The following is a 25,135-nucleotide window of genomic DNA, read 5'->3' on the forward strand; positions in this document are numbered from 1 at the left end:
CGGGCACGAGGGCATGCGGGCGTGTACGGGCGTAGGGACGTACCGGCATGCGGGCGTACCGGAATGTGGGGGTACGGACGTACGGGCACGTGGAGGCGACGGCCGGGGCCGGGCCTATACCCGCAGGACCGCCAGCCGGGTGAGGAGCTCGCGGGGCGAGGGCGGATCCGGGCCACCGGACCGGCCCGGTATGCGGGCCGCGCCCCCGAGCGGCGCGGTGTCGCGGGAGCCGGCCGGTCCGGCGCCGAGGTACAGGATGACGAGCCCCGCGAGCACGGCGGAGCAGACGGACATGGGGTCCATGCCGGTACCGGGCCACTGCGTCCCGGCGGTCTGCGCCGGTTCCAGGCCCGCTTCCAGGCCCGCTTCCAGGCCCGGTGCCGGGGCCTGGGCCGGGGCCGGTTCGTGCGCCGGGGTGTGGTGCGCGCCACCGTCCGCCGCGGGACCGGGTGACCCGGCCGAGGCAACGGAGTGGGCCGTGGACACGTCCTCCATGGCATGGGAGGCGGACGGATGACCCAGGGTGTGCATGGTGACGATGCCCAGCAGCAGCGCGGCGAGCAGCAGCACCCGGGAACCCGGGGCGGCTCGCTCAGCACTGCGCGTCATGGCCGAAACCCTACCCGGGGTGGGTATCCGATCATAGGACCGACCCCCGGGTCTGCTTAGGATTAGTCACACTATGTCCCCACATGGCCTCTCTCCGCGGACCGCCTGGCCGGTCGCCGCCCTGATCGGTCTCGCAGGCGCCGCCTACACCGCGTGGGTCCTCGAAGTCGTCCTCTCCACGGGTCTCAACCCCATCAAGACGTACGTGAGCGAGCTCGCCGCCCAGGACCAGCCGCTCGGCGGCCTCTTCCGGGCCACCGACTTCACCGCCGGGATGCTCGCCTTCGCCGGCGGACTGCTGGCCCTGTCCCGGCTGCTGAAGTACGCCGAGTCGCGCCGCCTCTGGGCGGTCGTCGGCTGGGCCGGGGTCACCCTCTTCGGCGCGGCCACCGCCGCCGACGCCTGGCTGCCGCTGAGCTGCACGCCCACCGTGGACCCCGAATGCGCCGCCCTGGAGACCGCCGGCCTGGTCCCCGCCACCCACCGGGCCCATGCCGTCAGCAGCAGCCTCGCCATGACCGGCGCCCTCGTCGGCCTGGTGGCCCTGACCGTCGCCGCCCGCCGCTACGGCTGGTTCGCCCCGCTGGCCCGCTACGGCCCCGCGCTCGTCACCCTCGAACTGCTCGCCACCGCGTGGACGCTGACCGCCATCGCGATGTTCACCGCGGGGCGCGGGACCTGGGCCCTCGGCGCCGGACAGCGGCTCCAGGTGCTGCTCGTGGCGCTCTGGCTCGGCCTGCTCGCCTACTCGGTCCACAAGGAAGGCCGTACATGACGCCGCACATGACGTCGTACGCGACGCCGTGCGCGAACCCGCACGCGAGCGGCGGCACCGGCCGGTTCGTCCGCGTGGACGGGGTGCCGCTGCACGTCGTCGTCGAGGGCCGGGGTCCCGTGTGCGTGCTCAGCGCCGGGCTCGCCATGGCCTGGTTCGACTGGGACGCGGTCGCCGGGCTGCTCGCCGCCTCGGGCCGCACCGTCGTCCGCTTCGACCGGCCCGGCCACGGCCTCAGCGGCCCGGCCGCCGAGCCGCCCACCACCGCCGGGGAGGCCCGCCGGATCGCCGGCCTGCTGGACGCATTGGGGTGCACCGGCCCGGTCACCGTCGTCGGGCACTCGATCGCCGCGTTCCACGCCGAGGCGTTCGCCCGCCTGTACCCGCGGCGCACCGCCGCCCTGGTCCTCCTCGACGGCAGCGTGGAAGAGGACCCCCGTACGGTGCTGCCCGCCGCGCTGCGCACCGGCGCCGCCCGTGCGCTCGGCCGGGCGGTGACCGCCGCCGGGCTGCCGGCCGCGCTGGGGCCACTGGCCCGGCGCGCCACCGTACGGGCCTCCCGCACCGGCGGCCCCGACCCGGCCGCACGGGACCTCGTACGCCGGTGCTACCGCACCGGCCGCGTCTGGCGCGGCGCCCTGCTGGAGAACTCCCGCTACCCGGACATGGCCGCCGAGCTGCTCGCCCTGCGCGGGACGCACCCGCTGACCGCCCCCGCCACCGTCCTCGCCGGTCACGACGGCTCGGCCGCTCGCTCCGCCCTGCGCTGGCTGGCCCGCCAGGCGGATCTCGCCGACGTGCTGGGGGCCCGCTTCGAGGTCGCCGAGCCCGCCGGGCACCTGGTCATGCTCGACCGCCCGGACCAGGTGGCCCGGGCGGTCCGCAACGCCGGCGGTCAGCTCCTCGCGTAGACCTTCTCGGCCCAGCCCGCGATCTGTTCTTCGGAGAGGTGTTTGGCCAGATCGGCCTCGCTGATCATGCCGACCAGCTTCTTGTTCCTGATCACCGGCAGCCGGCGGATCTGGTGGCTCTGCATCTCCTCCAGGACCTCGGAGACGTCCGCGCCCGCGTCGATCCAGCGCGGCGTGCCCCGGGCCATGTCACCGGCCGTGATCTTCGACGGGTCGCGGCCCTTGGCCACGCAGCCGACCACGATGTCGCGGTCGGTCAGGATCCCGCAGAGCCGTTCCTCGGAGTCGCTGATGGGCAGCGCGCCCACATTGAGCTCGCTCATCAGCTGGGCGGCCCGGTCCAGGGTCTCGGTGGCGGGGATCCACTGGGCCCCCTTGTGCATGATCTCTCCGGCGGTGGTCATCGCATCAACCTCCTGAGCGCCGTACGAGCGGCGGGGCGCGGCTGCGCCCGCCTCGGCGTCCCCCGCCCAGGGCTCGTCGTGCGACTCCACGCGCGGGAGCACACGCCCGTACGGGTGAGAGGGCGCCCTCCCACCACCGTACGGGCGTGTCCCGTCACCCGCGCGGCGCGCGTCCGGTCACCGGCCCGGCGCGTGTCCGGTCACCCGCGCGGCGCAGCCCCGCGCTTCCCGAGCATGTCCGTCATCAGGGTGATCTCCGAGCGCTGCGCGTCGACCATGCCCTGGGCCAGCGCCCGCTCGACCGGGGTCACGCACTGCTGCGCACAGCCCGCGGCCATCGCGACGCCGCCCTTGTGGTGGTCGGTCATCAGCTGGAGGAAGAGCACCTCGGCGTCCCGCCCGGAGGCGGCTCCCAGCTGCTCCAGCTCCTCCTTGGTGGCCATGCCGGGCATCAGCGCGCCGGGCTTGGCGGCGCCGTGACCCGCATGGTCTCCGTGACCTCCGGAGGTCCCCATCCACGACATCGGGGGCTCGTCGGCCACCACCTTCGGCAGCCCCCACAGGTCCAGCCAGCCGAGCATCATGCCCCGCTGGTTGGCCTGGGTGTTGGCGATGTCGTAGGCGAGGGTGCGGACCGGCTCGTCCTCTGTGCGGTCCCGCACGATGAACGACATCTCCACCGCCTGCTGGTGGTGCACCGCCATGTCCCGGGCGAAGCCTGCGTCCGGGGAGTGGAGCCCCGGGGTGGCGGGGGCGGTCCGGGGGCGCGCCGCACCGGGATCGCCGTTGGCGGCGGCGACCGTGGCCGCCGCCGCGAACAGCAGCGCCAGCAGGACGGCCGTGCCCGCGACCCAGTACGTACGGGGGGTGCGGCCGGTCACTTGGCGGTCAGCCCGCTCGTGCAGGCCGCGCCCGGTTCGGGGGTCTGATCGCCCTGTACGTACTTGGTGAAGAACAGCTTCACCCGCGGGTCGTCCGCCGTCTCCACGGTCAGCTGCTTGCCCCACGCGCTGAGCATGATCGCGCCGGTCTGCTCCTTGACCGGGCTCATCAGCGTGTACGGGGTCTTGCCGACGGTCGCGGCGAGCTTGTCCACGTCGGCCTTGGCGGCCTTCTCGTTGTACGTGACCCAGACGGCCCCGTGCTCCAGCGAGTGCACGGCGTTCACCTCGGGCAGCGGGCTCTTGTAGACGTCGCCGTTGCAGTTCATCCAGCGGGGGTGGTGGTCACCGCCGACCGGGGGGTTCATCTCGTACTTCACCGGGGTCTCGACGTGGTTGCGGCCCAGGCTCTTCGCGTCCCAGAGCTGCTCGCCCTCGACGGGCTTCTGGCGGACCTCCTCGGCCTCCTTGCGGATCTGCTCCGCGGCCTCCTTCTTGCGCTGCTCGGTCTGCTTCTGTTCGATCAGCACCCAGGCGCCGAATCCGACCAGACCGGCGACGATGACCGTCGAGGTCGTGATCGCGATGGCCTTGTTGCGGCGCTCCCGAATCTTGTCGGCGCGGCGCATCTCGGCTATGCGCGCCTGGCGGGAGTGCGGGTCGGTGTGCTGGGGGGTCCTGCCGGACTTGCTGGCCATGTGCCCTGGTTCCTTCTGCTGAGGGGGGTGGGTGGAACGCAAAACCGGACCCGTCAGGTCCGCAGCACCTGGAGGGCATGCAGGTCGGGGGCGCGCGCGAGCGGTTCGGGCGGCCGGATCCGGCCCGCCCCGGAAGCCTCGGCGGCGGGCGGCGGCTCGCCGCCCGGCACGGTCACGGCGGGCGGCGGCACGGGCAGGACGCCCGGGGTCACGTGCGCCAGGGACGAGCAGCCGGGCAGGTCGTACGGGGACACGCAGACGGCGTGCGCCGTGCCGTGCGCCCACGGCTCGGCCCGCGCGCCCGCCTGGACGCTTCCGTGGTGCGACACGGGGGCTTCGCCCGGCCGGGACGCACACAGGAACAGCGCGCCGGTCAGTGCGACGACCAGCACCCCGGCCAGCGCCCCGACCAGCGTGCCGAAGACCGCCGGCGGGAGGGCGCGCCGAAGCCCGGGACGTCCCCGACGCCCCGGCCGCACGCACTGCAGGCCCCCCATGGGCGCAGATGGTAATGCTCATGACCGCTCCGAGGTCAGTGCGGGGGTGCCGCGAGCTTTCCCGGGTGCGTAATGTGGCGGAAACCACCACTGGCGATACTGGGCCGGCCCGACTGTGCCCCGACCCGTGAGGCGGTGGTGCACAGGCCGTCTGAACTGCGAGGATGAAGGCATGGACAAGCAGCAGGAATTCGTCCTCCGGACGCTTGAGGAGCGCGACATCCGCTTCGTGCGCCTGTGGTTCACCGACGTACTGGGCTTCCTCAAGTCCGTCGCGGTCGCCCCCGCGGAGCTGGAGCAGGCCTTCGACGAGGGGATCGGCTTCGACGGCTCCGCGATCGAGGGCTTCGCACGGGTCTACGAGTCCGACATGATCGCCAAGCCGGACCCCAGCACGTTCCAGATACTGCCGTGGCGCGCCGAGGCCCCCGGGACCGCCCGGATGTTCTGCGACATCCTCATGCCGGACGGCTCCCCGTCCTTCGCGGACCCGCGCTACGTCCTCAAGCGCATCCTGGCCAAGACCTCCGACCTGGGCTTCACCTTCTACACCCACCCGGAGATCGAGTTCTTCCTGCTGAAGGACAAGCCGCTGGACGGCACCCGCCCGGTCCCGGCCGACAACTCCGGCTACTTCGACCACACCCCGCAGAACGTGGGCATGGACTTCCGCCGCCAGGCGATCACCATGCTCGAATCGATGGGCATCTCGGTCGAGTTCAGCCACCACGAGGGCGCCCCCGGCCAGCAGGAGATCGACCTCCGCTACGCCGACGCGCTCTCCACGGCCGACAACATCATGACCTTCCGCCTCGTCATGAAGCAGGTCGCCCTCGAACAGGGCGTCCAGGCCACCTTCATGCCGAAGCCCTTCTCGGAATACCCGGGCTCGGGCATGCACACCCACCTCTCCCTCTTCGAGGGCGACCGCAACGCCTTCTACGAGTCGGGCGCCGAGTACCAGCTCTCGAAGGTGGGCCGCTCCTTCATCGCGGGCCTGCTCAAGCACGCCGCCGAGACCGCGGCGGTCACCAACCAGTGGGTCAACTCCTACAAGCGCATCTGGGGCGGCTCCTCCCGCAGCGCCGGCGCGGGCGGCGAGGCCCCCTCGTACATCTGCTGGGGCCACAACAACCGCTCCGCCCTGATCCGCGTCCCGATGTACAAGCCGGGCAAGACGGGCTCCTCCCGCGTCGAGGTCCGCTCGATCGACTCGGGCGCCAACCCGTACCTCACGTACGCCGTCCTCCTGGCGGCCGGCCTCAAGGGCATCGAGGAGGGCTACGAACTCCCGGCGGGCGCCGACGACGACGTCTGGGCCCTCTCCGACGCCGAACGCCGCGCCATGGGCATCGAACCCCTCCCCCAGAACCTCGGCGAGGCCATCTCCCTGATGGAACGCAGCGAACTGGTCGCCGAAACCCTCGGCGAACACGTCTTCGACTTCTTCCTCCGCAACAAGAAGCAGGAATGGGAGGAATACCGCTCGGAGGTCACCGCCTTCGAACTCCGCAAAAACCTCCCGGTGCTCTGACCACCGGCCGCTGACACGGCCAAGGGAGCGGCCCCCGACGTGGTCGGGGGCCGCTTGTTCTTGACGGCTTCACTCGGTTCGGGAAGGCGGGATTCCCGGGCGTGGTTCCTCGTCGGGAGTGGCTTCCCGCCGAGGGGGCGGTAGTTCGGGTCGGTCCGGTTCGCCGGCGGTCAGCATGATCGGGGGGCTGATCTCCTCCCCGAAGTCGGGAATGTTCTGAACGATGGCTATGAGGTTGCCGATGGCCGAACCGAGGTGCTCGCTTCTCCAGCGCAGGACGCCTTGGAGCCGCATCAACGCCGCGGTCAGCTCGGTGTCGCCAGCTCTCTCCGAGTTCTCGATCAGGAGGACGAGGTCCTCCTGGATGTCCGGGTCCCTCGGCAGGTCCGGGATCTCCGCGTCGTGCGTGGCCAGGCAGCGCACGATGTAGGCCAGCTGGTCGATCCCCTCGTACTCGCCCCTCTGTACGGCTCCCCGCCCCCAGAGGACATATCCGACCATCCATGCGTGCAGCGAGAAGAGCCAGTTCCGTGCCTGCCGGCGGGCCTCCTGTGCCTTCTCGCTCATCGCCGGAGAACCGAGGTGCCGAACGGTGATGACACTGGCCGCGAGGGCGAAGGTCGCACCGCTGAGGGCGAGGGCGTCTTCGATGCTCTGGCCGAAGCCCAGGTAACTCGTGGCCATGGTCAACAGGCCGGTGGCCAGCGAATTGACGGCGTCCTGGAGCAGCCGGTAGCGCTCGACGCGGGCGTCGTCCGACATCCCGTGGAGGATCTCGTTCGCCATCTCGATGCGGAGGGTTTCCTCGTCATCGGAGGGCCCGCGCGAGTCGATCAGGAGCCCGTAGGTGGCCACGGAGAACCGTCGGCCGAACAGGGCCGCCCGCTGCGGGTCGGGCGGGATCCCCGCGAGGTCGAGGGCTTCGCCTCCCTTCTCGCTCTCGGCGACCCGCTGCCCCCAGAGGGTGAGACGCCTGAAGAACGTGGTGTGCATGCCGGCACGCCATTCCGGGAATCGGATGCCGTGGGTCACGTTCTCCTGGATCCGGCGCCGCATGCCCCTCATGAACCCGCGACTGCGTTCCTCCGGGATCTCGACGTAGTCCAGCTCGTCACACAGCAGCTTCGCTGCCTGGGAGATGGTGGACGGGATCGGATCGTCCCGCTTGCGGCCCGGATAGAGGGCCTCGACAACTGCTCGGTATCGGATGTCGGCCAGTAGGGACCGCTGGTGGAAAACGCGCTTCGCGGTCTTGAAACCGCGATACGCCCCCCTGCCAGTGCGCCCGCCCCCCCCAAGGTGGTCATAGGTCAACAGGTTAGTGACACAAGTCACTTGGGTGTCAATCGATTGCTCAAGGCAAGGCGTCGGCTCAGTGGACCGCGCGGTGCCAGGTGGGGCGGGTGGGGGTGGTGGGGGTGGTTGTCGTGTGGAGTTCGGCGTCCAGGCCCAGGACGGCTGTTGTCGTGGTGCCCGTGGGTTCGAGGACGGCTGAGGGGGCGCCTGCGAAGAGCATGCGGGATTCCACCCAGGCAGGGGGGCCGCCGAGGCCCGTGGTGCTGATGGTGCCGTTCTCGCCGCGGCCCGCGACGAGGCGGCCCGCGGCGCCGACCCCGCCGTAGCCGGCGCGGCCGCCCGCCTCGGCGACGCTGGAGACCTGGGGCCTGGCCGTGGGGCCCGCCGTGACCAGGGCGGTGCGTACGACGCCGGAGTCCGGGCGGCGGAAGTACAGGCGGACGCCCGCGCCGTCCGGGGAGGCGGAGAGGGGGACCGTCGTGGCGGGCAGGCCCGTCGGCGAGGGGCCCGCCAGTGCGGAGCCCGGGGCGGGCTGGGTCCAGGCCAGGACCGACTTGGTGGTGGTGGCGTACACGTGGCGCCGGCCGGCGGTGTCGACCGCCGTCACCGGGTCGCCCTGCAGGTCCTCGCCGCCCAGGCGCTGCCAGGGGGAGAAGCCACCGCCCGGCAGTTGGTCCGTGGCGCGCAGGGTGCGGCGGGAGTCGCGAACGTAGACCGTGAGGAGGCCCTGCGCGTCCACGGCGGCCGCCGGGGCGCTGATCGCCGAGGTGCCCTCCTGGTCGCTCCGCTCGGGAGTGCCGAGCGACTGCCACGGTCCGAACGGGCCGTCGGGCGCGGACTGGACGGCGTACACGACGTCGCGCCGGTAGTCGGTGGGAACGGAGCCGAAGGCGGTCCGGGTGGCGAGGACGGCGATGCGCCCGTCGGGGAGCCGGGCGGTGGCCGCGCCCGGGTCGATGCCCGTGCCCGGGAGGAGGACCGGGCCCGCCCAGTCGCCGCCGGGTCCCCGCGTCCAGTACGCCATCTGCCCGTCGAGCGCGGCGAACGCCCAGAGGCGGCCGGCCGTTCCCTGCGTCAGCCAGGAGGTGCTGTCGGCGCGGGTGTAGCGCAGCGACTGGGCCCAGTTGCGCCCGGTCGGGTTGCCCGCGACCTTGCGGTCGCCGCACCCCGAGGGGCTGCCGCAGTGGTCCTGGTGGTCCTGCCAGGCGTAGGTCCGCAGGTAGCCGGTCTTCGTCTCGGCCGTCTGCGGGTCCAGTGAGTGGGGGAGGGTGCTGTTGTGGTAGCCGAGGTAGCTCTGCACCGAGAAGTGGGGGCGGCGCTGGACCTGGGCGGCGTAGGCGGCGGTGGCGGCCTGCACGAAGCGCGCCCCGTACATGTGGTCCTGGTGGTCGGTGTAGCGGCCGTTGTCCCCGTACCGGTTCGGCGTCGGGTCCTGCATCCGTATCGTCGTCGGCCGGTACCGGTCCAGGACTCCGGCTATCGACTGGACGAGCTGGTCCTTCGTGTACGAGAACGGCTGCTTGACCGGGGTGCCGGAGGTGAGCTGGGCGTCCAGCGCGGTTATCCGGCCGTCCCACAGGCCGCGCAGGCTCTCGGGGTTGTCCCCGCCGGTGCTGCGGGCCTCGCGCAGCATCAGCCACACCAGGTTGACCTGCGGCTTCGCTATGAGGACGTCGAGCTCGGCCCGGCCGCCACCGTCGGTGGGTATGACCGTGCGCTTCCACGCGCTGGTGCGGTCGCCGGTGGCCATCTGGGCGTACGCGGAGCGGATGCCGTTCTGCCGGGCCTCCGCGTAGTGGGTGCGGTCGGCGGGCTGCTCGGGGTCCTTGGCCGCGCCGCCGCCGGCCTCGTTGCGGCCGTCGGACTCGCCGGAGGTGAGGTACGCGGTGGTGACCTGGGTGCCGGCCATCAGGGAACGGCTGAGGTCCGGGTTCATGAAGAAGAGGTCGTCGTCGGGGTGTGCGACGACCTGGACGACCGACCCGGCGGTGACGCTCGCGGGCAGGGCGGCGGTCGGGCCCTTCTCCTGGGTGGCCTCGGCCGAGGTCTGCTGGCCGGTGGCCACGGAGAGCACGCCGGTGGCGCCGGCTGTCAGCACGGTGAGCAGGGCCGCGAAGCGGCGACGGGTCACGGGCATCGGGTCACGCCTTGGGTTCGGTCCGGGCGGAGAAACCGCTTGAGCAGTCAGAGAGAGGCCAAATCGGGGAACTTGGTTCACCGATTCGGCCGATGACTGCCACTTTCCGAAAGCGACCGGATGTGACGGCGTCGTATAGGGCTTTGATCCCGGTATGCGAGGGGGATGTGGAGGCGCTTCGTCCGCCTCTGGCCCCTTTCCGCGTCTTCCGTCTGCGCCCCTTTCGGCGCCCCCTTCCCGCGCCCCTTTTCCGCGCCCCCGTTCTGAGGCCTCCGTCTACAAGGGCCCTTCTACGGGGCCGTGTTGCGCGGCCCCACCGGCTGCCACGGCGCCAGGTACGCGTCCGGCGCGTCGGCCGAAGAGGTCACGTACAGCCGCGCGTCGAGCCCCACCACCGCCAGGCTGACCATGCTCTTCCCGGTCATCACGGAGGAGGGCGCGCCCACGAACATCAGCGGGGACCGCTCCCACGGCCGGCCCGGGCCGACCTCCGCGCCCAGCTGCCCGCCCGCCGAGCGGCCCGCCAGCACGTGACCGCTCGCCGTCACCGAGCCGAAGCCCTGGAGCCCGCCGAGGTCGGTCATGTTGTTCAGCTTCAGCCCGCCGTCGCCCGTCATCAGGGCCGTACGGACGTTGCCCGACCCGGGCTTGCGGAACCACAGCCGCACCCCGCCCTCGCGCCCCTCCGCGGTCAGCGGGAGCGTGGTGTCCGGCAGCCCCGTGGGCGTGACCGGGCCCAGCGGGGCGCCCGGCTTCGGCTGCACCCAGCCCACCACCGTCTTGGAGGTGGCGGAGAACACCATGCGCCGCCCGGCTCCGTCGGTCGCCGTGGCCGGGGTGCCGTGCAGATCGGCGCCGCCGTACTTCTCCCAGGGCCCCCAACTCCCGTCCGCCTGCTGCACCCGGCCGCGCAGGGTGTACGCACCGTCGCGGACGTACACGGCGGGCTGCCCGGTGCCGTCGATCGAGACGGCCGGGGAGCTGATGTCGGAGGTCCAGTTCTCGTCCGCGGTCTCGGGGGTGCCGAGCGACTGCCACTCCCCGAACTCCTCGGACCCCGCCCCCTTCTGGACGGTGTGGACGACCTCGCGCTTGTAGTCGGTGGGCTTCGCGCCGAAGGAGGTGCGGGTGCCGAAGACCGCTATCCGGCCGTCCTTGAGGGTGACGGTGCCGACGCCCGGGTCCATGCCGGTGCCGGGCAGCAGGTCCGGCCCCTTCCAGCGGCCGACCAGACCGGGCCGGTGCCAGACGGCGACCTGGCCGTCGAGCACCTTGAAGGCCCACAGCCCGTGCTCCTTGTCGGAGGTCAGCCAGGTGGTGCTGTTGCCGCGGGCGTAGTTGATGGAGTCCGACCACCGGTTGCCGGCCGGATGGTCGGCGACCTTGAGGTCGCCGCAGCCCGCGTCGCTGCCGCAGTGGTTCTGCCGGTCGAGCCAGGCGTAGGTGTCGAGGATGTCCAGCTTCTCCTTGGCCTCGTCCGGGTCCAGCGCGCTGGGGAGGGAGCCGTTGAAGTAGCCGAGGTAGTTCTGCACCGCGAAGTGCGGGCGGTCCTTGACGTCCTTCGCGTAGGCGGCGGTGGCCAGTTGCACGAAGCGGGCGCCGTAGAAGTGGTCCTGGTGGTCGGTGTACCGCTTGGTGTCGGGGAACCGGCCGGGGGTCGGGTCCTGGGACCGGACGGTGGTCGGCTTGTACTGCTCCAGCACGCCGACGAGGCTCTGGACGACCTGGTCCTTCGAGTACGAGAACCTCTGCTTGACGGGCGTTCCGGAGGCGAGCATCGAATCCAGCCGGGCGACCTTGCCGTCCCACAGGCCGTGCAGGCTCTCGGGGACGTCGGCGTAGCCGTGGCCGGACTCGCGCAGTTGCAGCCAGACCAGGTTGACCTGGGGTTTGGCGACGAGGACGTCGACCTCGGCGTGGCCGCCGCCCTTCGTCGGGACGACGGTGCGCTTCCAGGCGCTGCTGCGGTCGCCGGTGGCCATCTTGGCGTAGGCCGCGCGGATGCCGTTCTGGCGGGCCTCGGCGTAGGCGGCCTTGTTGGGGGCGGTGGTGGCCTCCTTGGCGGCGCCCGCGTTGATGCCGTCCGCCTCGCCGGAGGTGAGGTAGACCGAGGTCACGGGGTGACCGGCGGATATGGAGTAATGGAGGTCCGGATTCATGAAGTACAGGTCGTCGTCGGGGTGCGCGATGACCTGGAGCACCCGGCCGGGGTCCGGCGCGTCGGCGACGGCCGCGGGGGCGGAGGCCGCGCTGTCGGGGTCGGCGGTGGAGGCGAGGCCGTCCAGGGCCTCGTTGCCGCGGAGCACGAGCATGCCGCAGGCGGCGGTGGCGGCGAGGAGGGCGACGGCCTTGACGAGGCGGGCCCGGCGGTGGCGGGGGTTCGGCAGCGCAGCGCGGCCGCCGGCCGGCTCGGGACCGTCCCCGTTGCCGGGCCCGTCCCCGGAGCCGTGGCCGGAGCCGTTCCCGTTGCCGGAGCCGTCCTTGCCGCCGGCGCGGCGGCGCCCGCGTGCGGTCTGCGGCGCGGCGGGGGCCTTTGCGCGGCCGCGCCGGCCGCCGCCACCGGTACCTTCGGCCTCACGGGCCAGCCGCGCGGCCTTCCGCCCGCCGGCCGGACCCTCGGCCTCCAGAACCTCGGCCTCCGGAGCCTCCTGGGCCGCATCGGCCCGGCGGGCCCGGCGGGGCGGGGCTCCCTGCGGGACCTGCTGTTGCCGGTGCGCCGCGGCCTGTTCGGCCCGGGGAGAGGGGTAGACGTGCGGGGTCGGCTCCGCCTCGTGGTGCAGGTCGGCCTGGTGGGTCTGATGGGTCTGCTGGGGCCCGTGGTCCCCGGCCTCCCCGGCCTGCTGGGGCGCGTACGCGTGGGAGGCCTGCTCGGCCCCGGGGTACGGGTGGGCCTGGTGGGTCTGCTGGGCTCCGTGAGGCGGGTACGCGTGGGCCTCGGCCTCGTGTGCCGGGTACCCGTGGGCCTCGGCTCCGTGCGGAGGGTGGTTCTGCTCGGCTCGGTAGGCGTGCTGGGTCGGGCCGGCTTGGTGGTACGGGTGGGCCTGCTGGGTCTGTTGGGGCCCGTGGGGCCCGTGGGGCCCGGCCTCCCCGGCCGGGTGGGGCACATGGCCGTGCCGGGCCGGCTCCGCCCCCTCGTACGGGTGGGCCTGCGGGCCCTGTTGGGCCTGCCCGGGCCGGTAGGCCCGGTTCACCCCGGCCTGCTGAGGCCCGTACGCCTCGGGCCCGCCCGCCTGGTGGGGCAGGTGGGAGTGTCGGGCCTGCTGGGCCCCCTGAGGCGGGTACGCGTGGGCTTCGGCCCCCTGCGGCGGGTAGGCCTGCCCGGCCTCGTGGGTCCAATGGGCCTGGTGGGCCTGCCGGGTGGGCTCCGACCCGTGGTGCGGGTAGGCCTGCTGGGCGGGCCCCGCCCCGTGGTGCAGGTCGGCTTGCCGGGTCGGCCCCGACCCCTGGTGCGGGTGGGTCTGCTGGGCGGGCCCCGCCCCGTGGTGCAGGTCGGCCTGCTGGGCGGGCCCCGCCCCGTGGTGCACGTCGGCTTGCCGGGTCGGCCCCGACCCCTGGTGCACGTCGGCCTGTTGGGTCGGCCCCAGCCCCCGGGGAGGGTAGGCCTGCCAGGTGGGCTCGGACCCGTGGTGCGGGTACGCCTGCTGGGCAGGCCCCGGCTCCTGGTACGGGTAGGCCTGGTGGGGCTGCTGAGGTGCGTAGGCGTGGCCGGGCTCGTCGTGCGCGGGGGCGCGCTCGGCCTCGTACGGTGCGTGGCCCGGCTCGGACTGGTGCAACGCGTACGGGTGTTGGTGAGAGTGGTGGGTCGGGTGGGCCGGGTAGGGCTGGAAGGGATCGGCCTGGTGGGTCTGGTAGGGCTGGTGGGCCTCGTACGTCTGGTCGTCCTCGGGCCCGCCGGGCGACGGCCAGGCCTCCGGCCGGCCGTTCCAGCCGGGGCGGGGGTGTCCGTCGGACATCGGGCTCCTCGTGGCCGGTCGGCGGGGAGCGGGCCCCAACACGCATCACACATCAAATATTCGGATAATCCGATAATCCCCGTCATGGTACTGCCGGTGAGTCGAACGCCTGCTCCGGATACGCTCACCCCAGGTACGCCAGGGCAGTGGCAGCGACAACCGCAGGAGGCGGCGGGATGACAGTCCCGGGACGCAGGAGCAGCACCTTCATCCGGCTGCTCCGCAGCGGTTTCACCGACCCCTCCGCCGCGGCCCGGCTCCTCGACGCCGAAGCGCTGGCGGCCGTACGCGCCGATCCGGTGCTGCTCGACGCCCTCGGGGCGACCGCCGACCCCGACCTCGCCCTCCTCGGGCTCGTCCGCCTCGCCGAGGCGCAGCCGTCCGGCGAGCTGCCCGGCCTCCTCGACACGCTCGTCAGCGCCAAACCGCTGCGCGACCGCCTCCTCGGCGTGCTCGGCGCCTCCGAGGCCCTCGGCGACCACCTCGCCCGCCATCCCCGGGACTGGCTGACCCTCGTCACCTACGAGGCCGCCGACCTGCACCCCGGGCTCGCCGAGTTCGAGAGCGGGCTCGCGGACGCGCACGATCCCGTCGCCCTGCGCGTCGCCTACCGCCGCTGCCTGCTCTCCATCGCCGCCCGGGACGTCTGCGGCACCATCGACGTCGCCGAGACCGCCGCCGAGCTCGCCGACCTCGCCACCGCCACCCTCCGCGCGGCCCTGCGCGTCGCCTCCGCCGCCGCCCCCGAGGACGCGGCGCAGTGCCGCCTCGCCGTCATCGCGATGGGCAAGTGCGGCGGCAACGAGCTCAACTACGTCTCCGACGTCGACGTGATCTTCGTGGGGGAGGCGGTCAACGGCACGGACGAGGGCAAGGGCATCCAGGCCGCCACGCGCCTCGCCTCCCACCTCATGCGGATCTGCTCCGAGACCACCGTCGAGGGCACCATCTGGCCCGTCGACGCCAACCTCCGCCCCGAGGGCCGCAACGGGCCCCTCGTCCGCACCCTCGCCTCCCACATGGCCTACTACCAGCGCTGGGCCAAGACCTGGGAGTTCCAGGCCCTCCTCAAGGCCCGCGCCGTGGCCGGCGACCCCGACCTCGGCGGGCAGTACATCGACGCCATAACGCCCCTGGTCTGGCAGGCCGCCGAGCGCGAGAACTTCGTGTCCGACGTCCAGAAGATGCGCCGCCGCGTCGTCGACAACATCCCCGCCGCCCAGGTCGACCGCGAGCTCAAACTCGGCCCCGGCGGCCTGCGCGACGTCGAGTTCGCCGTCCAGCTGCTCCAGCTGGTGCACGGCCGCAGCGACGCCACCCTGCACTCCGGCACCACCCTCGACGCCCTCCACGCCCTCGCCGCCGGCGGCTACGTCGGCCGCGCCGACGCCGCCCAGCTGCACGACGCGTACCGCTTCCTGCGCGCCATGGAGCACCGCATCCAGCTCTACCGGCTGCGCCGCACCCACCTCGTCCCCGAGGACGAGAGCGACCTGCGGCGCCTGGGCCGCTCCATGGGGCTGCGCACCGAGCCCGTCGCCGAACTCAACAAGGCCTGGCGCCGGCACGCCTCCGTCGTCCGCCGCCTGCACGAGAAGCTCTTCTACCGGCCGCTGCTCGACGCCGTCGCCCAGCTCACCCCCGGCGAGACCCGGCTCTCCCCGCGCGCCGCCGGCCAGCGCCTCGAAGCCCTCGGCTACGCCGACCCGGCCTCGGCCCTGCGCCACCTCGAAGCCCTCGCCTCGGGCGTCACCCGCAAGGCCGCCATCCAGCGCACCCTGCTGCCGGTGATGCTCGGCTGGTTCGCCGACTCCGCCGACCCGGACGCCGGCCTGCTGAACTTCCGCAAGGTCTCCGACGCCCTCGGCAAGACCCCCTGGTACCTGCGGCTGCTCCGCGACGAGGGCGCCGCCGCCGAGAACCTCGCCCGCGTCCTGTCCGCCGGGCGCCTCGCCCCCGACCTGCTGATGCGCGCCCCCGAGGCCGTGGCCCTGCTCGGCGACCCCGAAGGCCTGCAGCCCCGTACGCACGAGGCCCTGGAGCAGGAGGTCCTCGCCGCCGTCGGCCGCGCCGAGAACCCCGAGGCCGCCGTCGCCGCCGCCCGCGGCGTGCGCCGCCGCGAGCTGTTCCGCACCACCGCGGCCGACATCATCGGCTCGTACGGTACGGAGGACAACCCGGCCGAGGAGGACCACGGCGCCCTCGTCGACCGGGTCGGCGGCGCCGTCTCCGACCTCACCGCCGCCACCGTCGCCGGGGCCCTGCGCGCCGCCGTCCACAGCCACTACGGCGACACCCTGCCCACCCGCTTCGCCGTGATCGGCGTCGGCCGCTTCGGCGGGCACGAGCTCGGCTACGGCTCCGACGCCGACGTCCTCTTCGTCCACGAACCCCGCGAGGGCGTCGACGAACAGGAGGCCGCGAAGGCCGCCCAGACCGTCATCGCCGAAATGCGCAGGCTGCTCCAGCTGCCCACCACCGACCCGCCGCTGCTCATCGACGCAGACCTGCGCCCCGAAGGCCGCTCCGGCCCGCTGGTGCGCACGCTCTCCTCCTACGCCGCCTACTACCGGCGCTGGTCACTGACCTGGGAGAGCCAGGCCCTGCTGCGCGCCGAACCCGTCGCGGGCGACGCCGATCTCGGAGACCGCTTCATCGAGCTCATCGACCCGCTGCGGTACCCGATGGAGGGCCTCGGGGAGGACGCCGTACGCGAGATCCGCCGGCTCAAGGCCCGTATGGAGTCGGAGCGGCTGCCGCGCGGCGCCGACCCGACCCTGCACACCAAGCTCGGCCGCGGCGGCCTCAGCGACGTCGAGTGGACCGTGCAGCTGATCCAGATGCAGCACGCCTGGGCCGAACCGGGCCTGCGGACCACCCGTACCCGCGAGGCGCTCGCGGCGGCCCACGCGGCCGGACTGATCCCGACCGACGAGGCGCAGATCCTGGACGAGGCCTGGGTGCTGGCGACCCGGGTCCGCAACGCCGTGATGCTGGTCCGCGGCCGCGCCGGGGACACCTTCCCGTCGGAGGCCCGCGAACTCGCGGCGGTCGGCCGCTACCTCGGATACGCCGAAGGCACGGTCGGGGAGATGCTGGACGACTACCGCCGCATCACCCGCCGTGCCCGGGCGGTGGTCGAAGAGCTGTTCTACGGGGCGTAGCCGCTCCCGGGCGCGCGGTTCGCCGTGCGCGAGGGCATACCGCAGCGGGGCCCGGCCCCCGCGGGGGGGGGGGGGGGGCGGGCCCCGGGGGGCGGGCCCCCCGGGGGGGGGGCGGGGGGGGGGGGGGGGGGGGCGGGGCGGGGGGGGGGGCCCCGGGGGGGGGCCGGGGGGGGCCCCCCCCGGGGGGCGGGGGGGGCCCGGGGGGGGGGCCCCCCCCCCGGCCCCCCGCCCCCCGGGGGGGGGCCCGCGCCCCGCTCTCCCGGGTGCCCGGCCGCGGCGTCAGCGCGCCGTGCCGAAGTCCTGGGTCCAGTAGTTGCCGGGCTGCGCCAGGCCGATACCGATCTCCTTGAAGGAGCAGTTCAGGATGTTCTCCCGGTGGCCGGGGCTGTTCATCCAGCCCTCCATGACCTTCTCGGGCGTGCTGTAGCCGTAGGCGACGTTCTCGCCGTACGTGCTCCACGTGTACCCGGCGCGGGTGATGCGCGCGCCCGGGTCGGAGCCGTCGGAGCCGGTGTGGGACATGTTGCTGTGGGAGGCCATGTCCGCACTGTGGTCCTGCGCGGCCTTCGTGAGCTTCGCGTTGAGGGCGACGGCCGGGCATCCGGCGGCGGCGCGCTCCTGGTTCACGAGGGCGAGGACGGCGGCGACGGAGCCGGAGGCCGGCGGCGCCGACGGGGCCGAGGTCTTCGGGGGCTGGGGCGCCTGCGGCTTCTTGGTGGCGACCGGCGGCTTCGCCGGCTTCGGCTGCGCGGGCGGGGAGGTCTGGACGACCGGCTGCGCGGGGGCCGCCTCGGGGCTGCTCGGCTCGGCGGCCGGGGGGCTGCTCGGCGCCGTCGGGACGTCCACGGGGGCCGCCGGGGTGCTCGGCGCGGCCGAGGGCGCGTACTGCCACGGGCGCTGGCCCTGGTGGCTCGCGTTACGGGTCCGGCCGCTGTCGTCCGTGTCGAAGCAGGCCATGGCGGCCGTGGGAACACCCACGATCGCGAGGGCGCCGACGCCGATGACTATTTTCCGGTACGGCTTATTCTTCCGATGCTTCTGCATGCGTGACCTCATTCGGTGATCGCGAAGCTCCCGGCGCCGGAACTGCGGGACGCCGGAATAGCGACATTCTTAGAAGCCCGCCAATGACCTGGCAAGTTTCCTCTTCGCGTGCACGCGGGGCATTCGGCACCCGGCTTGAAACGGGCCGATGATCGTGCATGGTCACGATCAGGTCACTTGCACAACCATGTGATGTGTCTTCAGGAGCGCCCGTGACCAGGGAAGTCGACGACAAGTCGGGCGGTAGCGCGGATTCCGTTCCCGCCGGAGAGGGGAATGTCGAATCCAAAACGGACAAATGTCGAAATGTCGATGACGTGGCGCGCCCGGGAAGGAGTCCGGCGCCGAGGTGCGCACCGTGACGCATGTCACGCAACCGTGCATCGGATCGCGGCGTCCGGGGGCGCGGTGAAGAGCGTGCCGAGAGCGTTCCCTTTTCTCGCGGCGGCATTCGGAGGAATTGCCCAGAGGGTCAGAAAAGATCAGCGAGGCGCTTGCCGAGGGCCCAGGCCTCGTCGACGGAGCAGGCGGCCAGATCGCTGTCGCGTTCCACGGCCGCCTCGGCGAGATGCGCGGTGGCATAGAAGTTCACGCGGTCGCAGAAGACTTCCCGGATATCCGCGCCCGTGGCGGGAGCGAGGGTGACCGCCGCGGTGGAGGGACTCAGGTCGAGCACCCCGTCCGGGGTGACGGTGAGCGTGATCGGCTCGCCGGTGGTGGCGCAGCGCGAGGTGACCGTACTCGCCGGCTCCTTGAGGACGACGGGGAACATCAGCACGTCCATGGCGCACCAGCCGTGGACGAGCTGGCCCTGGAGCTGCATGGAGTGGGGACGCCGGTCGTCGAGGGAGACGCCCGCGCCGATGACGCGGCCCCGGTCGTCGGTCTCCAGGTCGAACTCCATGGCGTGGAAGCGGTCCAGGACCTCGTCGGCGGGCCAGTCCAGCAGCCCGCCGGCCTCCTGGAGGCTGAGCGGCCCGTACGCGAGGAGGCCGCCGACCAGGACGGCCCCCGCGGCCATCAGTTCGACGCCCTGCGGCGAGGTCCACTTGGCGACCAGCTGGTCGGACAGCTGCTGCACGCGAGCACTCGGCATGTCGGTCCTCTTGTCGGTCCTTTCCCGTGGAGCGAGCCTCGCTCTCGGCCCGAGGGAGCGCGGAGCGACGCGTCCGGGGCCACCCCCGTCTCATTCGTTCGGGGATGGCTGCCATGATCATCCGATCATGCGGCAGCCTGATGGGCTGGCGGCGAACCAGGGGGAACGGGAATGCAGTTGAGGTCGGGCAGCGGTTCGACGGCGGCGGTCCTGATGGCGCTGGCGGCCTTCGCCACCGCCTGCGGAGGCGGCTCCGATCCGACGGCAGGCGCGACTGCAGGCGCGACCGCGGGCACGGGAGCGGATGCGGGCAAGCCGAAGGGCGGCGCGGTGGACTTCGACACCGTGTTCAAGACCGAGGACCGCTTCCGGCAGGCCCTTCCCGACCCGGAGTCGATGAAGGGCTGGAAGCCGAAGACCGGCCGCGCGAACGTCGAGGAGCAGCCCAAGTCCGCGGCGGAGTGCGGTCCGGACACGCACTGGGACTGCACCCGCATCGCGAACGGCTCGGTGAAGTTCGAGGCGTTCGGCGAGTTCGCGTACTTCGACATCCAGTCCTACGCCGACAAGACGGCCGCCGGGGCCGCGTGCCGCAAGGAGAAGGACTGGTCGGCCAAGTACACCAAGGCGGAAGTGGCGCCGGTCCCCAGCGTCGAGGGGCACGCGTACTACCGCAACGCCGGTGGCCTGGACGGCCTGAACCTCACGATGTGCCTGGGCACGGTCATCGCCCAGGTGAGGCTGGAGGACGGGGGAGGCAGCTCCCTGGATCCGGACACCGTCCACTCCTTGGCCCAGCTCTTCGTCCCCCGCATCCAGAAGGCCGCCGCAGCCTCCTGAAACACGCCGATGCCGCCCCCGTGGGCGTCCAGGGCCTGAGCGGTCTCGGCGAGAATCTGCTCGCGCCGGTCGGAGTGCAGGATGCGGTAGCGCCGGCACTCCTCCTCGGGCCGGCCGGGCAGCCCTGCCCAGCGCGGAGGCCGGCTCACTGTGCGGGGCACCGGCCATCCCGTGCCGGCGGTCCACCTCGGCCAGGGCGGCGTGCAACTCCGCATCGTGCACCCCTTGCGGGTTCCAGAACAACGCCACCGCGCCGCCGGGCGCGAGGGCGGCGAAGGCCGAGTCGGCTATTCCAGGGGTTTGCGGGCCGCCGCCACGATTCGCTCCAGCGCCGAGGCGTGCCGCTGGAAGGCCTGGCGCCCGTGCGGGGTGAGGCGGAGGTGGGTGTGCCGGCCCGTGGGGGTCCGTGTTTTCCGGACCTCGACGTATCCGGCGTCCGCCAAGGCGGCGATCTGCTTGGACAGGGCCGAGTCGCTGGTGTCCACCGCGTCCCGGACGAAGCCGAACTCCACCCAGTCGGCCGGAGCCAGGAGCGCGACGACCGAGAGCCGCGCCGGAACGTGCAGGAACTCGTCGAAGTCGGGATCCATCAGCCGTGGCCGTTGCCGCGGACGATGCTCTCGACGACCGGGCGCAACGCGTACGAGCCGACCACGGCCGCCAGGGCGGTGACGGCCGCGGCGAGCGTGTGGCGCGCCGGCAGGCCGAGGAAGTAGGCGCCGATCGCCACCGTCCAGAAGAGCCCGACGAGGAGGACCCCCACGGCCGCGTAGAACAGCGCCTCCGAGCCGGTGGTCTTCCGGCGGACGGGGGCCCGGCGCTGGTGCACGAACAGCCCGCCCAGGACCAGGCCGTTCCCCGCCAGGACGGCGGCGGTGTTCCACGGGTTCGGCAGATCGAAGGACGAGCACACGGCGAACAGGCCCAGCGCCGCGACGATCGCGTAGGGGCGGGACTGGGCGTGGCGCACGTATGCGTCAAGCGTCTGTTCCCGGCGGTGGTGTATGGCGTCGAGGGCGGTCTGGGCGTCGTAAGCGGTCATGGGTGGCGTCCCTGGTCGTCGATCTTCCGAGTACTTGCGCGTAAGGAAAGTACCACTTCTTTCCGGAGAGGAAAGAAGGTGGGGGCGGCAGGCGCCGCCGTGGCCGTCGGGGCTGTCCGCAACGACCGGTGCAAGAGGCCACTTGGGCAGGGAAAACGCAACTTCGACAGGTGCCGCAGAGGCGGCTACCTTCACCTGATCTTCGGCGATCGCCCACGGTCGCACGGGAGTTCATTCAGGCTGAGCCAACCAAGGAGAGGCGTATGCCCCATCTTGCTCTGTACACCTTCGGCGTCCTGCAGTTACCTCTCGCCGATCCAGGACCTCTCACGCGCGAGTTCTACGACCGTGGTGAGGCCGTCTACCGGAAGATCGGTCAGCACCCCGGGTACCTCGCTCGTGCCGAAGCGGCAGGCGGTGACCGGGGCATGCTCTTCGAGGCGGACTGGGGCGCATGGGGAGAGTTCGCCGTACCGACCTGGTACGACAAGGGCCGTACGGTGGAAACCACCGCCCTGGCCACGACCCTCTCACTCTGGACCGACCTGCGCCCCGCCTTCGACGCCGTCTACACCGGTCTGCACCGTGAGGCGCTGAACAGGCGCTACGACTGGTTCGAGAGGTCCGGGCACCCGAATTACGTGTGCTGGTGGGTCTCCGACGGCGTGATACCCACCTGGCAGGACGGGGTTTCCAGGCTGGAACACCTCCACGACCACGGCTCCGCGCCGCACGCCTTCACCTTCCACCACTCGTTCGCCCCGGAGGGGACTCCGGCCAGGCTCAAAGAAGCGGCGTGCCGGACCGGCCATTGATCCACCGGGTCGTGGAAAGAGGTCCAGGTCCTGGACATGCGCTATGGCATGATCCGGGCACAGGCTCTGACGCCACGTCCACGTCCACGTGCACGTGCGCCGCTGACGCTCATCGCGAAGGTACTGGGGGAGACATGAGCAGCTACAGCACGGCCGCCCGGGCCGGGTTCGTCGCCCGCGCCGTCGCCTCGTGAGGCGGCTGGATCTCGCCGTCGAGGCCGTGTACCGGTACCGGCGGCCGGATCCGGCGTGCTGGGACGCCGTCGTCGAGGCGGTCTGTTCCCGGGAGTCGAGCTACCACGCCGATCGCGCGTTGGTCCAGGCGGGCCGGGCCGTTGCCCGGCATGCCGACCGGATCGCCGCGTCCCTGCGTCAGGGGCGGGGGTTCTACGGGACCGCCGTCGACCGTGACGTGGAGGTGCTCGCGCTCGCCCTCGCGGGCACGGGTGACCCGCGGGGGGTACCGGCCCTGCAGCGTCTCGGAGAGCACGGCGGTTTTCCCACCCAGCGCCCGTGGGCCTGCGTCCTGGCCGAGTCGCCCGCCGCCGGGCTCCTCCCCATCGTGCGGGCCGTGCTGCGAAAGACCCGCCACCGGCCGGAGGCCGGCCTCGAAGTGCTCGCGGGCTGGGGGCCCGACGCCGCGCCCGCCGTGCCCGAGGTGACCCGGTTCCTCGACACCGACCTCGCCTACGACGCCCTGCGCGTTCTCGGCCGGATCGGGCCCGCCGCGGCCGGGACGGCGAACCGGCTCGTCGACTTCGTCACCGGCCGCGCCCCACGGGCCGGCCGTCACCACACGCGGTTGGCCGCCTGGGCGCACTGGAAGGTCACCGGGGACCCGGCCCTCGCCCTCGACGTGTGCGGCGCCGCCGTGACATCGGGGAGCGGCAGCCACGCGCTGCCCTACCTCGCCGATCTCGGCCCGCTGGCCGCCGCGCAGGCGGACACCGTGCGCGGCCTGATGGAGTCGTCGCCCGGAGCGTGGACCAGGGTGTTCGCCGCGCACGCGTACTGGCGGATCACCGGGGAAGCGGAGCCGGCCGTACCGGTCCTGCTGGCGGAGGCGGATCCGGACTGGACGGGCCTGCAGGCCCTGCCGACGCAGGAGGCCGTGCGCCGGCTCGGGGAGATCGGCGCCCCGGCGGCCGTGGCGGCGCCCCTGCTGCACCGGATCCTGGCCGCGGAGGAACGTCTCAGCGACCCCTACGAGACCACGCGCATCCTGATCGACACGTCCTACACCCGCACCCTCACCGAGGCCTTGAAGCGGATCGCTCCGGGTACGGCCACCCCCGGAACGGAGCTCGTGCCGGCCGTCGGGCGGGTGCGGCTACGGGGGCTGCGCGGCTGGTGACCCGGACCGGGGCAGGTCCGCAGGCGCGGGTCTTCAGGCAAAGGTCCTCAGGCGCGGGTCCGGAAGCGGTTCAGCAGTTCCGCCGCCGGGTGCGGACCGGCGGGCTGCGGGTGGCGCGGCAGGCGGTGCGGCATCGAGCCGTACCAGGACCGCGAGACCGTGTAGCCGAAGGCCAGGCAGATCATGCCGCCCACGGCGTCGAGCCAGAAGTGGTTGGCGGTGGCCACGATGACGACGAGGGTCGCCGTCGGGTAGAGCAGACCCAGGATGCGGGCCCAGGGGGCCGAGGCGACCGCGAAGATCGTCAGCCCGCACCAGAGCGACCACCCTATGTGCATGGACGGCATCGCAGCGTACTGGTTCGACATCTGCTTGAGGTTCCCGGAGGCCATCGAGCCCCAGGTGTGGTGGACCAGCACGGTGTCGACGAAGTTCTGCCCGTTCATCAGCCGGGGCGGCGCGAGCGGGTAGAAGTAGTAGCCGACCAGGGCGACACCGGTGGTGGCGAAGAGGACCAGGCGCGTGGCGGCGTACCGCCCCGGATGGAAACGGTAGATCCAGACCAGCACGCCGATGGTCACGATGAAGTGGAGCGTGGCGTAGTAGTAGTTCATGCCCACGATCAGCCACGTCACGGAGTTGACGGCGTGGTTGACCGACTCCTCGATGGCGATGCCGAGGTCCTGCTCCACCCCCCAGATCCAGTCGGCGTTCGCCAGGGCGATCGTCTTCTGTTCGGGCACGGCGTTCCGGATCAGCGAGTACGTCCAGTAGCTCACCGCGATGAGCAGGACCTCGAACCAGATCCGCGGCCGGCGCGGGGCGCGCAGCCGGGAGAGGACGGCACTGTCGGAACCCGGGCGGGTCTCCGTCTCGACCGCAGTGGGTGAGGAGACATCCGTACTGGGGGTACCCCCGGCGGTAGCTGGGGGAGTTTCCAGTGTCTTCACGCTCGATTCACCCATGGGGAGAGAGTCTGCCAGATGCGCTCTCGCCTCCGATCATCCCTCGGGACGGTCTTCGGCGCAGCCGGTCCGTCTCAGGTACGAGACGCCGCGCGCCGCTGCCCCGGGCCGGAGGCCGTGGAGCCGCGCACCACCAGTTCCGGCAGGAACACGAACTCGCTGTGCGGGGCCGGCGTACCGCCGATCTCCTCCAGCAGGGTCCGCACCGCCGCCTGCCCCATTGCCTGCACGGGCTGGCGGATGGTGGTCAGCGGCGGGTCCGTGAACGCTATGAGGGGGGAGTCGTCGAAGCCGACCACCGACACGTCCTGCGGCACCCGAAGCCCCTGCTGGCGGGCGGCCCGGATCGCACCGAGCGCCATCATGTCGCTCGCGCACACCACTGCCGTGCAGCCCCGCGAGATCAGCGCGGCCGCGGCGGCCTGGCCGCCCTCCAGCGAGTAGAGGGAGTGCTGGATGAGCTCCTCGACCTCGGCCTCGCCGAGTCCGAGCCGCTCCTTCATGCCGAGCCGGAAGCCCTCGATCTTGCGGAGGACCGGCACGAAGCGCTTCGGGCCGACCGCGAGGCCGATGCGGGTGTGGCCGAGCGCGGTGAGGTGGGTGACGGCCAGGACCATCGCGGCGCGGTCGTCGGGGGAGACGAAGGGGGCCTGCACCTTGTCGGAGAAGCCGTTGATCAGGACGTACGGGACGCCCTGCCCGCGGAGTTGGTCATAACGGCCCATATCGGCCGTGGTGTCGGCGTGCAGGCCGGAGACGAAGATGATCCCGGAGACCCCGCGGTCGACCAGCATCTCGGTCAGCTCGTCCTCGGTGGACCCGCCGGGCGTCTGCGTGGCCAGCACCGGCGTGTACCCCTGCCGGGTCAGGGCCTGACCGATGACCTGGGCGAGCGCCGGGAAGATGGGGTTGTCCAGTTCGGGCGTTATCAGACCGACGAGCCCGGCGCTGCGCTGGCGCAGGCGTACGGGCCGTTCGTAGCCGAGTACGTCGAGCGCGGCCAGTACGGATTCACGGGTGCCGGCGGCCACACCGGGCTTGCCGTTGAGCACGCGGCTGACTGTGGCTTCGCTGACCCCCGCCTGGGCTGCGATGTCGGCTAGCCGTGCGGTCACGGGAT

The 25,135-nt window shown here is 72.6% G+C and carries 21 protein-coding genes; 7 read left to right on the forward strand and 14 right to left on the reverse strand.

The window, feature by feature from the left end; translation table 11 throughout:
* Positions 1-114 precede the first annotated feature (114 nt).
* Positions 115-609, reverse strand: coding sequence for a hypothetical protein (locus tag ACIPYQ_RS03315; RefSeq protein WP_401245648.1), 495 nt, complete (start codon positions 607-609; stop codon positions 115-117).
* 73 nt (positions 610-682) lie between these two features.
* Between ACIPYQ_RS03315 and ACIPYQ_RS03320 the strand changes: the two genes are divergently transcribed.
* Both ACIPYQ_RS03320 and ACIPYQ_RS03325 read left to right on the forward strand, forming a co-directional pair.
* Complete coding sequence (locus tag ACIPYQ_RS03320) at positions 683-1,384, forward strand: DUF998 domain-containing protein (protein WP_401245650.1); 702 nt, start codon at positions 683-685, stop codon at positions 1,382-1,384.
* Positions 1,385-1,392: 8 nt separating this feature from the next.
* On the forward strand, positions 1,393-2,295 hold the full coding sequence (locus ACIPYQ_RS03325; protein ID WP_401246105.1) for an alpha/beta fold hydrolase: 903 nt from the start codon (positions 1,393-1,395) through the stop codon (positions 2,293-2,295).
* Here the strand turns inward: ACIPYQ_RS03325 and ACIPYQ_RS03330 are convergent.
* The 4 genes from ACIPYQ_RS03330 to ACIPYQ_RS03345 form a co-directional block, all read right to left on the reverse strand.
* The gene (locus tag ACIPYQ_RS03330) at positions 2,280-2,699 is read right to left on the reverse strand and encodes a CBS domain-containing protein (protein ID WP_361769649.1); all 420 of its coding nucleotides are present in this window, start codon (positions 2,697-2,699) and stop codon (positions 2,280-2,282) included. The genes ACIPYQ_RS03325 and ACIPYQ_RS03330 overlap by 16 nt on opposite strands.
* A gap of 200 nt (positions 2,700-2,899) precedes the next feature.
* Entirely contained in the window at positions 2,900-3,580 is a 681-nt protein-coding gene (locus ACIPYQ_RS03335; protein WP_401245652.1) for a DUF305 domain-containing protein, read from the reverse strand.
* A complete protein-coding gene (locus ACIPYQ_RS03340; RefSeq protein ID WP_401245654.1) occupies positions 3,577-4,278 on the reverse strand; it encodes a DUF3105 domain-containing protein in 702 nt (233 codons plus the stop codon). The genes ACIPYQ_RS03335 and ACIPYQ_RS03340 overlap by 4 nt, the downstream gene beginning before the upstream one ends.
* Positions 4,279-4,331: 53 nt before the next feature.
* A complete protein-coding gene (locus ACIPYQ_RS03345) occupies positions 4,332-4,775 on the reverse strand; it encodes a hypothetical protein (RefSeq protein WP_401245656.1) in 444 nt (147 codons plus the stop codon).
* Between the two features lie 172 nt (positions 4,776-4,947).
* Here ACIPYQ_RS03345 and ACIPYQ_RS03350 point away from each other — a divergent pair, with 172 nt between their 5' ends.
* Positions 4,948-6,309, forward strand: a complete 1,362-nt coding sequence (locus ACIPYQ_RS03350; protein ID WP_030717411.1) for a glutamine synthetase family protein — start codon at positions 4,948-4,950, stop codon at positions 6,307-6,309.
* Positions 6,310-6,378: 69 nt separating this feature from the next.
* Here the strand turns inward: ACIPYQ_RS03350 and ACIPYQ_RS03355 are convergent, their stop codons facing one another.
* The 3 genes from ACIPYQ_RS03355 to ACIPYQ_RS03365 all read right to left on the reverse strand — a co-directional run bounded on the left by ACIPYQ_RS03355 (position 6,379) and on the right by ACIPYQ_RS03365 (position 13,695).
* A complete protein-coding gene (locus tag ACIPYQ_RS03355; protein WP_401245659.1) occupies positions 6,379-7,302 on the reverse strand; it encodes a hypothetical protein in 924 nt (307 codons plus the stop codon).
* Positions 7,303-7,681: 379 nt separating this feature from the next.
* The gene (locus tag ACIPYQ_RS03360) at positions 7,682-9,742 is read right to left on the reverse strand and encodes a PIG-L family deacetylase (protein ID WP_401245661.1); all 2,061 of its coding nucleotides are present in this window, start codon (positions 9,740-9,742) and stop codon (positions 7,682-7,684) included.
* Between the two features lie 290 nt (positions 9,743-10,032).
* Positions 10,033-13,695 carry a PIG-L family deacetylase gene (locus tag ACIPYQ_RS03365; protein ID WP_401245663.1) on the reverse strand — a complete coding sequence of 1,221 codons (3,663 nt, stop codon included), beginning with the start codon at positions 13,693-13,695 and terminating at the stop codon, positions 10,033-10,035.
* Positions 13,696-13,871: 176 nt separating this feature from the next.
* On the opposite strand from ACIPYQ_RS03365, the gene ACIPYQ_RS03370 reads away from it, so the two are divergent.
* Positions 13,872-16,859 (forward strand): bifunctional [glutamine synthetase] adenylyltransferase/[glutamine synthetase]-adenylyl-L-tyrosine phosphorylase, encoded by a 2,988-nt coding sequence (locus tag ACIPYQ_RS03370; protein WP_401245665.1) that lies wholly within the window; start codon positions 13,872-13,874, stop codon positions 16,857-16,859.
* Between the two features lie 279 nt (positions 16,860-17,138).
* Here ACIPYQ_RS03370 and ACIPYQ_RS03375 read toward each other — a convergent pair whose 3' ends face one another.
* The gene (locus ACIPYQ_RS03375) at positions 17,139-17,903 is read right to left on the reverse strand and encodes a CAP domain-containing protein (protein WP_361763719.1); all 765 of its coding nucleotides are present in this window, start codon (positions 17,901-17,903) and stop codon (positions 17,139-17,141) included.
* Between the two features lie 472 nt (positions 17,904-18,375).
* Entirely contained in the window at positions 18,376-18,999 is a 624-nt protein-coding gene (merB, locus tag ACIPYQ_RS03380) for an organomercurial lyase (RefSeq protein WP_401245667.1), read from the reverse strand.
* A gap of 171 nt (positions 19,000-19,170) precedes the next feature.
* Here merB and ACIPYQ_RS03385 point away from each other — a divergent pair, with 171 nt between their 5' ends.
* Positions 19,171-19,839, forward strand: a complete 669-nt coding sequence (locus tag ACIPYQ_RS03385; protein WP_401245669.1) for a hypothetical protein — start codon at positions 19,171-19,173, stop codon at positions 19,837-19,839.
* A gap of 287 nt (positions 19,840-20,126) precedes the next feature.
* On the opposite strand, the gene ACIPYQ_RS03390 is transcribed toward ACIPYQ_RS03385, so the two are convergent.
* Complete coding sequence (locus tag ACIPYQ_RS03390; protein WP_401245671.1) at positions 20,127-20,429, reverse strand: winged helix-turn-helix domain-containing protein; 303 nt, start codon at positions 20,427-20,429, stop codon at positions 20,127-20,129.
* Complete coding sequence (locus ACIPYQ_RS03395) at positions 20,429-20,881, reverse strand: hypothetical protein (RefSeq protein WP_401245673.1); 453 nt, start codon at positions 20,879-20,881, stop codon at positions 20,429-20,431. The genes ACIPYQ_RS03390 and ACIPYQ_RS03395 overlap by 1 nt, the downstream gene beginning before the upstream one ends.
* A gap of 263 nt (positions 20,882-21,144) precedes the next feature.
* Between ACIPYQ_RS03395 and ACIPYQ_RS03400 the strand changes: the two genes are divergently transcribed.
* Entirely contained in the window at positions 21,145-21,696 is a 552-nt protein-coding gene (locus ACIPYQ_RS03400) for a DUF3291 domain-containing protein (RefSeq protein WP_401245675.1), read from the forward strand.
* 190 nt (positions 21,697-21,886) lie between these two features.
* Entirely contained in the window at positions 21,887-23,050 is a 1,164-nt protein-coding gene (locus ACIPYQ_RS03405) for a hypothetical protein (RefSeq protein WP_401245676.1), read from the forward strand.
* A gap of 47 nt (positions 23,051-23,097) precedes the next feature.
* On the opposite strand, the gene ACIPYQ_RS03410 is transcribed toward ACIPYQ_RS03405, so the two are convergent.
* Positions 23,098-24,015, reverse strand: coding sequence for a phosphatase PAP2 family protein (locus ACIPYQ_RS03410; RefSeq protein WP_401245678.1), 918 nt, complete (start codon positions 24,013-24,015; stop codon positions 23,098-23,100).
* Between the two features lie 74 nt (positions 24,016-24,089).
* Complete coding sequence (locus ACIPYQ_RS03415; protein ID WP_361763740.1) at positions 24,090-25,130, reverse strand: LacI family DNA-binding transcriptional regulator; 1,041 nt, start codon at positions 25,128-25,130, stop codon at positions 24,090-24,092.
* Positions 25,131-25,135 lie beyond the last annotated feature (5 nt).

The sequence above is a fragment of the Streptomyces sp. NPDC090045 genome, assembly GCF_044747975.1.
In the GTDB taxonomy this organism is placed as follows: domain Bacteria; phylum Actinomycetota; class Actinomycetes; order Streptomycetales; family Streptomycetaceae; genus Streptomyces.

Bases quoted from the DNA above. Each gene is read 5' to 3' on its own strand.
- ACIPYQ_RS03315 (WP_401245648.1), bottom strand. From the start codon at position 609: ATGACGCGCAGTGCTGAGCGAGCCGCCCCGGGTTCCCGGGTGCTGCTG.
- ACIPYQ_RS03320 (WP_401245650.1), top strand. From the start codon at position 683: ATGTCCCCACATGGCCTCTCTCCGCGGACCGCCTGGCCGGTCGCCGCC.
- ACIPYQ_RS03325 (WP_401246105.1), top strand. From the start codon at position 1,393: ATGACGTCGTACGCGACGCCGTGCGCGAACCCGCACGCGAGCGGCGGC.
- ACIPYQ_RS03330 (WP_361769649.1), bottom strand. From the start codon at position 2,699: ATGACCACCGCCGGAGAGATCATGCACAAGGGGGCCCAGTGGATCCCC.
- ACIPYQ_RS03340 (WP_401245654.1), bottom strand. From the start codon at position 4,278: ATGGCCAGCAAGTCCGGCAGGACCCCCCAGCACACCGACCCGCACTCC.
- ACIPYQ_RS03345 (WP_401245656.1), bottom strand. From the start codon at position 4,775: ATGGGGGGCCTGCAGTGCGTGCGGCCGGGGCGTCGGGGACGTCCCGGG.
- ACIPYQ_RS03350 (WP_030717411.1), top strand. From the start codon at position 4,948: ATGGACAAGCAGCAGGAATTCGTCCTCCGGACGCTTGAGGAGCGCGAC.
- ACIPYQ_RS03355 (WP_401245659.1), bottom strand. From the start codon at position 7,302: ATGCACACCACGTTCTTCAGGCGTCTCACCCTCTGGGGGCAGCGGGTC.
- ACIPYQ_RS03360 (WP_401245661.1), bottom strand. From the start codon at position 9,742: ATGCCCGTGACCCGTCGCCGCTTCGCGGCCCTGCTCACCGTGCTGACA.
- ACIPYQ_RS03365 (WP_401245663.1), bottom strand. From the start codon at position 13,695: ATGTCCGACGGACACCCCCGCCCCGGCTGGAACGGCCGGCCGGAGGCC.
- ACIPYQ_RS03370 (WP_401245665.1), top strand. From the start codon at position 13,872: ATGACAGTCCCGGGACGCAGGAGCAGCACCTTCATCCGGCTGCTCCGC.
- ACIPYQ_RS03375 (WP_361763719.1), bottom strand. From the start codon at position 17,903: ATGCAGAAGCATCGGAAGAATAAGCCGTACCGGAAAATAGTCATCGGC.
- merB (WP_401245667.1), bottom strand. From the start codon at position 18,999: ATGCCGAGTGCTCGCGTGCAGCAGCTGTCCGACCAGCTGGTCGCCAAG.
- ACIPYQ_RS03385 (WP_401245669.1), top strand. From the start codon at position 19,171: ATGCAGTTGAGGTCGGGCAGCGGTTCGACGGCGGCGGTCCTGATGGCG.
- ACIPYQ_RS03390 (WP_401245671.1), bottom strand. From the start codon at position 20,429: ATGGATCCCGACTTCGACGAGTTCCTGCACGTTCCGGCGCGGCTCTCG.
- ACIPYQ_RS03395 (WP_401245673.1), bottom strand. From the start codon at position 20,881: ATGACCGCTTACGACGCCCAGACCGCCCTCGACGCCATACACCACCGC.
- ACIPYQ_RS03400 (WP_401245675.1), top strand. From the start codon at position 21,145: ATGCCCCATCTTGCTCTGTACACCTTCGGCGTCCTGCAGTTACCTCTC.
- ACIPYQ_RS03410 (WP_401245678.1), bottom strand. From the start codon at position 24,015: ATGGGTGAATCGAGCGTGAAGACACTGGAAACTCCCCCAGCTACCGCC.